This is a genomic window from Maribacter sp. (assembly GCA_020629415.1).
GTDB lineage: Bacteria > Bacteroidota > Bacteroidia > Flavobacteriales > Flavobacteriaceae > Maribacter > Maribacter huludaoensis.
This window is the reverse complement of the sequence record JAHDDL010000062.1, coordinates 1-10767: the sequence shown is the minus strand read 5'-3', so window position 1 is coordinate 10767 and position 10767 is coordinate 1. Positions and strand designations below refer to the sequence as shown.

Genomic DNA, 10767 nt, shown 5'->3' with positions numbered 1-10767 from the left:
TACGGAAACAAATCTTACGAAGAGACTATGTTCTATACAGATTTGGTAAAACTTGAACTAGAATATGCCAATCGGTTTTTTGTATACTTCACTAATAGTCAAACTCGTGAAGACAAGGCTTTATTTGGTAGAATAGATACCTCAACCGTAAATTATGCACTATTGAACAAGCATAAGGATGTTGATTTTGATGGATACTATTTATGTGGACCAGAGGAGATGATCCGTTTGGTACAAGATACTTTAATAGAGAATGAAGCAGATAAGGATAAAATCCATTTTGAGCTCTTTACACCCACTGAAATAAAAGAGGAACTACCTATACAGGCCGATGGTCAAACAGCAGTTACCGTACTTGTTGATGATGAAGAATTTCAGTTTACAATGGACAAAAAAACCATAATTCTTGATGCCGTTCTTAAAGAAAACATTGATGCACCATATTCTTGCCAAGGTGGGGTATGTAGCAGCTGTATAGCCAAAGTAACCGAAGGAAGTGCTGAAATGGTCATGAACCAAATTTTGACTGATAAGGAAATTGCAGACGGATTTATTTTAACCTGTCAAGCGCATGCCACCACACCTACCATAAAGGTAGATTTTGATGATGTATAAAACTATATTAGTATAATTATAAAACGCCATTATTATAACATAGTAATGGCGTTTTTTTATTTCCTGGCCTACCTTTTCAAAGGCAAAATTAAATTGGATTGCGTTATTGTTTTTAAGGGGTTGAAATACCTTTAATGGTATTTTCAATTCGATAAAGGTATGTCTATAGAAATCATTGGTGTTTTTATCATCATTGCGGTAGTTATAATTTTATTTGCTTTTGAGGTTTTTCCGATGGATAAAATCGCTTTCTGCATTATTGCCGCATTACTATTGACCGGCTTGGTTTCACCCGAAGAAGCCGTCAGCGGATTTTCTAACAAAGCCGTAATCACCATTCTATGTCTAATGATCTTAGCGATCGGACTTGAAGAAAATGGAGCCATATCTTATCTCGCAAAAGGCTTAAAGGTGCTAAAGAACTGGCCGGTTGTCCTGGCCATGGTCGCTATAATGCTGATTGCGGGAAGTATTTCTGCTTTTGTAAGCTCTACTGCCGTGGTCATTGTGTTTATTAAAATTGTTGCAGAACTGCGCGAAAAATATCAATTACCCCCAGGCAAATTGTTATTGCCTATATCTTTTGCAAGTATTTTAGGGGGCAGTTGTACCCTAATGGGCACATCTACCAACCTTTTGGTAAGTAATATAGCCGCAAGGTATACCGGTGAAAAATTGGGTTTCTTTGAATTTACATTGACCGGCATTGTTTTTTTAGGAATTTCAGTGGGGATTATTGCCCTTTTTTATCGGTTTTTGCCAAAAGACACTGGTAAACTTTCAGATAATTATGACCTTGATCGATACCTCTTGACGGTGACGGTAGAAAGTGATTCTCCTTTGGTAAATAAACCAATAGGTGAAAGTTTCATGTTCAAAGAAGTTGACATTACCGTTTTGCGACTAACACGAAAAGGCTTTGACCAAAACTTATTGAATCATGATTTGTTAATTCAACCTAATGATATAATTCTTCTGCACTGTAGCTTGGAAAACCTTCAAAAAATGCGTGCCGAAGGTTATTTTGAAGTGGATTCGGAAGACAAAGACCATTTTACATCCACTAAAAATGCCCAAATCAAAAAAGTTAGTGATGCCCAAGTAAAGAATGATGGAAATAATGAGGAAGATGATGAAAGCCTTTTGTTAGAATTATTGCTGTTACCCGGTTCTAAATTTTTAGGCAGAAACTTATCTGAATTAAAAACCATGTTGATACCAAGGGCAATCCCTTTAGCGGTAAACAAGCGAAAGAAGCTACGTATTCTTCAGAACCGACTACATCAAAGCAATCATGAGTTTACAAAGCTTCATGTAGGAGATCGATTATTGATACAAACCAAGCCCGAGTACGTATCTAATTTTGAAAACAGCAATAATCTAGCGGTATTAAACCAATATGAAGGTCGTGCACCTGCCACGCCGTTTAAAAGAAACTTATCCATCCTTATATTAATTGCCACCATTGCCATGGCAGCTACCGGAGTTTTTGAAGTAATGACAAGTGTAATTACTGGAACCTTAGCTATGCTCCTTTTTAAGTGCGTAGAGTTAAATCGTATTTATGAGAAAATCAATTGGCAAATTATTTTCTTATTGGCAGGTATGATACCACTAGGTATAGCAATGAGCAATGCCAAGGCAGATACATGGATCACGGAAGAACTGTTGGCATTAATGTCCGGTGAGCAACCTATATTCATTATAGGATTATTGTTTTTAACGACCATGATACTAAGTAGTGTAGTATCAAACAATGCTACGGCAATTATAATGGCACCTATTGGGATTTCATTGGCCAGCGGATTAAGTCTTGATCCCAAGCCATTTATTCTTTGTGTAATGTTTGCGGCAAATTTCAGTTTCTTTACTCCCTTAGGATATCAAACAAATGCGCTGATCTACAGTATGGGAATTTATAAATTCAAACACTTTTTAGTAATCGGCGGGGTTATATCCGTAGTGCTTTGGATCGTGGGCACCTTACTTTTAAGTGCTATGTTGTAATTAGCTACTTGGTAAATACCTCCTCGAACTTTTTAACAGCAGCTTCATAGCCAATGGCGTAGGCTTTTTCTATACCCCTTCTATCTAACAAGCCAATATGTTCCAATTCTTTAGATTCAAGCACCAAATGACAATTATTGATCTTTTGTCGGTTAATGGCATAGATCATCAATCCGGTAACCCTGCCCGTTAATTGAAATGAGTTGTTTAAGTGCTTTTTCTCCAATTGAGATACGACAGATACATTACTTCCAATAACAAAATCTACCTTGGGCAAAACCGGTTCAGAAGGAAAGTTGTTCATGATCCCACCATCTGCATATAATTCTCCATTATATTCCACCGGACTGAAAACAGGTGGTAATGCAGCGGAGGCCAATAAGGGTTTTATAAGCTCGCCTTCATGAATAAACAGCTCTTCACCTTTCTGCAAATTGGTTGCCACAACATGTAGTTCCCTATTTAAGGCGGCAAAACTATCCTCTGGAAAATACTGTTTAAAAGAAGTAATATAACTTTCACTATTGAGCAAACCGGGTTTGGCAACCGCAAAGTAATTATACTTAAAGAGTGGCGTTTCCTTAAAAAACCGAAGCATATCTTCTACGGGCTTATCCGCAGCATACAAAGCACCTACCAAGGCACCTATACTACTACCCGAAACCACATTAGCCTCAAGACCGAATTCTTGCATTGCCTTGATCACACCTATATGCGCCATGCCTCTAATACCTCCGCCCGAAAGTACCAAACCTATGGACTTAGAACCTATTTGCATCTATCTAAAATTAATTTCAAAAAAAATGCCAAGCGAATACTATTATTCGCTTGGCATAAAATTAATCATAAATACGGACTAAGAATCCAATCCGAAGGCATAATAATATTTACTTCCGTCTTCATAAACGCCCTCTAACATTACCCCGCCTTTTTTGTTTTCCAAAACAGCGGCTACATCTTCAATATCATTGATACGTTTACCATCTATATGTGTTATGATAAACCCTTCTCGCATTTGTGTTTCCTTCTTAATTTTACCAGGGTAAAGTTTAGAAACCTTAACACCGCCATCTATTTTCAGTTTTTTAGCGATTTCCTTATCCACATTCTCAAAATCCGCTCCTAAAAGGTTAAATACCTCTTTCTTTTCTTTTTTGATAAAATTGGTCCCACCTTGAGAGTTATGTAGCTCAACCTCAAACTCTTTTTCCTTTCCGTTTCTATTTACCACGATAGTTACCTTATCACCTGGTCTTTTACCGGCAATAATTTCTTGAAGTCTAGGTGATGTTGCCGTTTCCTTTCCGTTAACGCTAACGATAATATCACCAGATTCCATTCCTGCTAAATCTGCACCACTATCCTCACCAACTTGCTCTACCCAAACACCTTTGGTAAAATCAACATCTTTTTCTTTTGCCAAGTTGCTATCCATAGTTCTAATGGTTACCCCCAACATACCACGTTGTACATTACCGAATTTCAATAGGTCTTCTACTACCTTGGTAACAATATTACTAGGCACTGCAAATCCGTACCCTGTATACGTACCCGTAGTACTTGCAATGGCCGTATTGATCCCTACTAGGTTTCCGTCTAAATTTACTAATGCACCCCCACTATTACCTGGGTTGATGGCGGCATCTGTCTGAATAAAACTCTCTACCGCAAACTTATCGGTATTTATATGTATACTTCTTGCTTTGGCACTAACGATACCTGCAGTAACCGTAGAGTTCAAACCTAAAGGATTACCAACGGCCAGTACCCACTCACCTACTTCAACATCATCGGAATTTACCAAAGACATGGTTTTTAAATTATCTGCTTTGATCTGTAATAGCGCCAAATCTGTAGTAGGATCCGTACCAATTACCGTAGCCTTGTACGATTGATTATTATACAGGGTTACCTCAACTTCATCCGCATTGTCAATGACATGGTTATTGGTAACAATATATCCTTGATCATTGATGATCACGCCAGATCCCGTACCTACTCTAGGTCTAGATGAGGATCCTTGTGGAGACTGCCCCTTGAACATATCACCAAAAAACTCTTTGAACGGATCAGGCAGTTCACGAGCACCTTGATTTTGATATGATGATCCCGTTTGTGTAGATTTAATATGAACAACGGCATCTAAAACTTTCTCTGAAGTTTCTGTAAAATCCAATGGTTTAATATTACCATCGTTGTCTTTGGTATATAATGCCTGTGCCCCGGGTATAGATTCTACCACGGTTACACCGCTAGACTCTTTTACATCTTTTTTGTTGAAATGAATTACCCCGTAACTTACGACAAGGGCAATAATAGCTGAGAAGAAGTAAACCTTCCAAGCTCCTCTAGAATTTGTGTTTGATTTCATATGTATATAAATTTTAATATTCTTCTAACTGCCTAGTGTCAATAGCTATGCCATGTATAGCCATGTCATTGCTAAAAAAAATTTAAAAGTTTTTGAAATTTTAAGGGATTTTTTAGACTAAGTGGTCTGTAACCTTAAAATTATAGTACTTGAAGCATAAAAATTATGCTCATCAACTGATATTATAGCTTGTTTATAGGCTTTTGCAATTTGTAAACCCTAAAATGTTTTAGAGAAACAAACTGCTTGGTCTAAAACTGACATTTTGACTTAAAGTAAGGCGAATCTTATATTTTAATGATACAATTTATGTATAGTTAAAAAACCTTTGCCCTATTTTTACGTAAGTTTAACAACGAGAAAGAAAATTAAATTGAATTCACAAGGTGCTACTGCTATATTGGTATTTGCTAATTCCGCTAAGGAAGATTTAGCTAATAAGGGTATTGCCAAAGGTGAACAGTTGTTTAACATTCTTACCACGGCCACACTTCGTAAAGCAAAAAATACAGGTTTGCCCGTTTTTCATTTTTCCGATGAAAATCAAATTGGCAACAGTTTTGGTGAACGTTTCACGAATGCAATAGCTTCCGTTTTTGAAAAAGGTTTTACAAGTGTTATTACCATAGGGAACGATACTCCGCACTTAAAGACTCAACAACTTAAACATACTGCCAAGCAATTGGCAAAGGGCAAGTCCGTTATTGGACCATCTATTGATGGAGGTTTTTACCTTTTAGGTTTACAAAAATCGAATTTTGAGGTAGGAGAATTTCAAGATCTACCTTGGCAACGCTTTGGCTTGTACCACAAAATTACCATGTGGCTACAAGAAGAATCAACGGCATTGGTAAAATTGCCCGTTTTACAGGACCTGGATACTGAAAAAGATTTAAAGGCTATTTTATCATTCTCAAAAGACCTACCAACTACCCTGCTATTGGTGATCATAGCAATATTACGAATAAACAGAAGTCTATACTACACTAACCAGCACTTCTTTCGTCTATTTCCAAACAGTTTTCTATACAATAAGGGCTCGCCTTTGGTTTCATTTATCTAGATCCCCCTTTATCCAATGGTTGGATAAATGAAAAACCAGTCGAAAAACTATATATGAAACACTTATTACTAGTGTTGACCTTGTTTATATGTACTATGGTCAATGCTCAAGAAACAATTACCGGTACCGTAAAAGATACCGACGGAAATACCATACCTTATGTCAACATTGTTTTGTCTGGCACGCTAAACGGCACTACCACTAACGAAAACGGCATATATACCATTGATGTACCCGAACTTTCCGGTGCTCTTGAATTTTCCGTTTTAGGGTATGAAACCAAAATAATTACCATAAACAACAGACGAACAATTGATATAGTCCTAGGCGACTCTTCCGAGGTCTTAGATGAAGTGGTATTAACGGCTTTAGGTCTAAAACGAGAAACCAAAGAATTAGGTTATGTAGTTCAAAGCTTGGATGCCATAGGAGTTACCGAGGTAAAATCGGTCAATTTTCTTGACAACCTTTCGGGTAAATTGGCAGGTGTAACCATCAACCAAGGTGCTACAGGTGTAGGGTCCTCCTCTAAAATTACCATTCGTGGAGAAGCTTCTTTCTCTAACAATAATCCCTTATTTATTGTAGATGGCGTTCCTATAAACAATAATTCGGTCTTTAATTTCACCAATGAAGCGGCAGCCGGATTTCAAGAAATCGATTTTGGAAACGGAGCCATGGAGGTAAACCCAGATGATATTGCAGAGGTATCGGTTTTAAAAGGACCAAGTGCTGCGGCATTATATGGTACTAGAGCTTCTAACGGAGTGATTATTATTGAAACAAAAAGCGGCAATAATTCAAAAGGATTGGGCATTAGTTACAACACCAGCTTTTTTGTGGATTCAGCTTTTCAATTGCCCGATTTCCAGAATGAATACGGACAAGGAAATTCAGGAGCGTTCGCCTTTGTAGACGGATTAGGTGGTGGAACCAATGACCTTATTACGTACAGTTGGGGACCACGTTTAGATATTGGTAATCTTATTCCGCAATATGATAGTCCGGTTACCTTGCCAGACGGTACCGTTGTAAGAGGTGGAGACACCGCTCTTTATAGTGGTATACCTATCACCCCTACAGAATTTAGATCACAACCGGACAACCTAAAGAACTTCTATGAAACCGGTACTACGTTAATTAATAATATTGCTATTTCCAACGGATTTGATACCGGTAATTACCGACTTTCATTTACAGATTTACGAAGCGAATCTATTATACCGGGTGTTGATTTAGACCGGCAAACAGTGAGTGCACGACTCAATTTTCAGCCAATAGATAAATTACGCATCAATTCATCTTTAAGTTATATCAATTCTAATTCTGAAAACAGACCGTCTAACGGTTATGGGTCGGAAAACGCAAACTATTCTTTGGTTGCTTGGGGACCACGCTCGCTGAATATAGAGAATCTAAAAAATTACTGGCAACCAGGTTTAGAGGGTATACAACAATACTCGTACAACTATACCTTTTTTGATAATCCATATTTCATTCTTAATGAAAACAGAAACTCGTTCAATAGAGATAGGGTATTCGGAAATATTTCCGCTAGCTATGATATCACAGATCATTTAACGGCAACAGTTAGAACAGGGATGGACTATTCCAGTGAACTACGCCAATTGCGAAGAGCCTATAGTTCTAATCGTTTTGCAAATGGTGGTTATGCGGAGCACGATGTATTCTATAGGGAAGTAAACACTGATTTTTTATTAAATTATACCAATCAGTTCAATGATTTTAATATAGATGTCTCTTTAGGTGGAAACCGATTAGACCAAAAAGCATTTACCTCACAATCGCAAACTACAAGTTTGGCACAACCGGGTATTTTTAGGTTATCTAACGCAGCATCACCTATTGAAGTTTTCGAATTTGAATCAAACAAGAGAATCAACAGCTTCTATGGCTTAGCAAAAATTGGATATAAGGATTTTCTATTTTTGGATGTCACCGGAAGAAACGATTGGTCTAGCGCTTTGGCTACCCCTTTTTCAGTAGATAATACCTCTTTCTTTTATCCATCGGTATCCAGTAGTTTTATAGTATCCAAGGTGGTCAATTTACCTGAGGTAATTTCGTTTGCAAAGTTACGAGCAAGTTGGGCACAGGTTGGTAATGACACAGACCCATACCAAACTACAGGTGCATTTGTAGCACAAACGCCATTTAATGGGCAACCCACATTCAGCAATTCAAACACTATTGCAAATGCCGATCTTGTTCCTGAATTGACATCCTCATTTGAAGTGGGTGCTGATCTACGCTTTTTCAATGATCAACTTCGCTTTGATGTTTCCTATTACAATGCATTGACGAAGGATCAAATTATCTCATTACCTATAGGCATTTCTTCAGGATATACACAACAAGTGGTCAATGGAGGTGAAGTTCGCTCTAAAGGACTTGAGGTCATAGTAGGTGTTTCCCCTATAATAAGTCAAAATTTTAAATGGAACAGCACCTTAAATTTTAGTACCAATAGGTCAACCGTAGAAAGTTTACCGCAAGATGAAGGGCGATTAACTTTGGCGTACTCTAGAATCTACGACAGTCAAAACCAAACGGTATTTTTACAGGCAGAAGAAGGTGGTCGCGTAGGAGATCTATATGGAACCGGATACTTAAAAAATGAAAATGGAGATTTCATTTTAACCGATGAGGGTAGATATATACCAGACAATGAATTACAAAAATTGGGTAATTATAATCCCGATTTTATGCTGGGTTTCAACAACCAATTCAATTATAAAAATTGGAATATGGGCTTTCTATTAGATTGGCGACAAGGTGGAATCATAGTTTCTAGAACAAGGGCATTAGGAAATGTTGGTGGTCAGTTGGCAGAAACGGCCTTTAGACCAGAAACAGGTATTGTACCAGAGGGTATAGTAAATACAGGTACCGATGACAATCCGGTTTATGAAGCAAATACTGTAGCGGTTTCCGCAGAAAGTTACTATCGTCAATTTTATGATAGAAATCATGAGGAAAACAACACCTATGATGCATCATTTTTAAAGCTACGCCAACTTTCTATTGGTTACACGTTTAACAATCTTAGCCTGTTTAACCAAGATGCTACGTTGAGTTTATCATTAATAGGAAAGAACTTATTTGCTATAACAGAGAATCCGCATTTTGACCCAGAGCAATTAGCAGTACAGGGACAAGGATTTATTAGTGGTGTTGAAGATATGTCTTATGCCACAACAAGAAGTATAGGTTTTAAAGCCGGATTTAATTTTTAAGAAAGAAAAGATGAAACATATATATAGCATTTTAATCTTATTGTTGGTCATTGGCTGCACAAAAGATTTTGAGGAAATTAATACGAACACCAACGATCCCGTAACCGTACAACCTAGTCTTTTGTTAAGACAGGTAATTTATGACTATGGGGAACAAATTTCTTATGAAGGTTTTACTGCCGGTAACCTATTAGGACAATATAGTACCGCTCTAGACTTTAACTTATTTGACAGGCATGATTTAAAGTCGCCCCAATTAGGTGGTAATCCGTGGCCTATATTCTATCAAAACTTAAGGGATAATGAAATCATATTAAAATTGTCCCAAGAGAATGCTGCATATGCCGTTTATGAAGGTCCGGCAAGAATTATGAAGGCATACATGGCGGCCGGGTTAACAGATTTATTTGGTGATGCTCCCTATTCAGAAGCATTTCAAGGAGATACAGAAACGGTTACTCCGTCCTATGACACTCAGGAATCAATTTACATGGATGAAGGTGGTGTTTTTGACAATCTTGACAAAGGAATTTTAGCCATTCAGAATTATTCAGGTACCATAGCTTTAGAGGGAGATATTCTCTTTAATGGTGATTTAGATGGATGGATTCGTTTTGCAAATTCATTGAAGATAAAATACTTGATGAGGGTTTCTAATAAAATAGATGTTGCCTCGCAATTACAGACCATAGTAAGCGAAGGTAATTTCATTGATGATAATGAAGAAAATGCCATTTTCAACTTTACCGATGGTGAACCTAATAGTTTTAGACTTGCGCAACTTAGGGTTGGGGACTTTAACAACTATGTACTTTCTGAAACTATGGATGAAATTTTGACCAACTTGAACGATCCTCGTATTGGTCGTCTGTACCAACCTTTTGCCAACAGTGCAGATGGTGAATACAATGGGCTTTTGAACGGTATAGACGCATCAGTTGGGGTATCATTGGCAGATTACTCATTATTAGGTACCATTTTTAGGGAAAACACCGGTTTATTGGATGCGAATTTTATGACCAGTATGGAAACCCACTTTTTGTTGGCCGAAGCTGCTGAAAGAGGATTCATTTCTGCAGATACCCAAACTTTATACAATACCGGCGTAACACAGGCATTTGCCTATTGGCAGGTAGAACTACCTGAAAATTACCTAACAGAAGATGCCCCGTTTGATAACGGCAATACTATAGAGAACATCATTACTCAAAAATGGATTGCAAATTCAATAAACGGTTATGAAGGTTGGATAGAGTATAGAAGAACGGGTTTTCCGCAATTGAAAACAATATCGGCTAGTTTAAACAATAATTTGATACCTACCCGTATGCCTTATCCATCTGAAGAAGAAGCATTAAATAATGCCAATTTTACCCAAGCTTCAAATAACACGGATGGCAATAGTATTAATGTACCTGTGTGGTGGGATGAATAACCGAGTTAGGAGTTAGGAG

7 protein-coding genes are annotated in these 10767 nt (G+C 37.5%); 5 read left to right on the top strand and 2 right to left on the bottom strand.

Annotation, left to right across the window (positions count from 1 at the left end; translation table 11 throughout):
* On the top strand, positions 1-615 hold a 615-nt coding region (locus QZ657_RS16475), incomplete at its 5' end, for a 2Fe-2S iron-sulfur cluster-binding protein (RefSeq protein ID WP_291968151.1).
* Between the two features lie 159 nt (positions 616-774).
* Positions 775-2622, top strand: a complete 1848-nt coding sequence (locus QZ657_RS16470) for an SLC13 family permease (RefSeq protein ID WP_291968150.1) — start codon at positions 775-777, stop codon at positions 2620-2622.
* A gap of 4 nt (positions 2623-2626) precedes the next feature.
* On the opposite strand, the gene QZ657_RS16465 is transcribed toward QZ657_RS16470, so the two are convergent.
* The gene (locus QZ657_RS16465; RefSeq protein ID WP_071340835.1) at positions 2627-3400 is read right to left on the bottom strand and encodes a patatin-like phospholipase family protein; all 774 of its coding nucleotides are present in this window, start codon (positions 3398-3400) and stop codon (positions 2627-2629) included.
* Positions 3401-3478: 78 nt separating this feature from the next.
* Positions 3479-4993 (bottom strand): Do family serine endopeptidase, encoded by a 1515-nt coding sequence (locus tag QZ657_RS16460; protein ID WP_291968149.1) that lies wholly within the window; start codon positions 4991-4993, stop codon positions 3479-3481.
* Positions 4994-5366: 373 nt separating this feature from the next.
* Here QZ657_RS16460 and QZ657_RS16455 point away from each other — a divergent pair, with 373 nt between their 5' ends.
* The 3 genes from QZ657_RS16455 to QZ657_RS16445 are packed head-to-tail and all read left to right on the top strand — an operon-like array spanning position 5367 to position 10748.
* Complete coding sequence (locus QZ657_RS16455; RefSeq protein WP_291968148.1) at positions 5367-6056, top strand: DUF2064 domain-containing protein; 690 nt, start codon at positions 5367-5369, stop codon at positions 6054-6056.
* Between the two features lie 53 nt (positions 6057-6109).
* Positions 6110-9313: a SusC/RagA family TonB-linked outer membrane protein gene (locus QZ657_RS16450; protein ID WP_291968147.1), complete on the top strand. Its 3204-nt coding sequence runs from the start codon at positions 6110-6112 to the stop codon at positions 9311-9313.
* Positions 9314-9323: 10 nt separating this feature from the next.
* Positions 9324-10748 (top strand): SusD/RagB family nutrient-binding outer membrane lipoprotein, encoded by a 1425-nt coding sequence (locus QZ657_RS16445; RefSeq protein WP_291968146.1) that lies wholly within the window; start codon positions 9324-9326, stop codon positions 10746-10748.
* Positions 10749-10767: the final 19 nt, after the last annotated feature.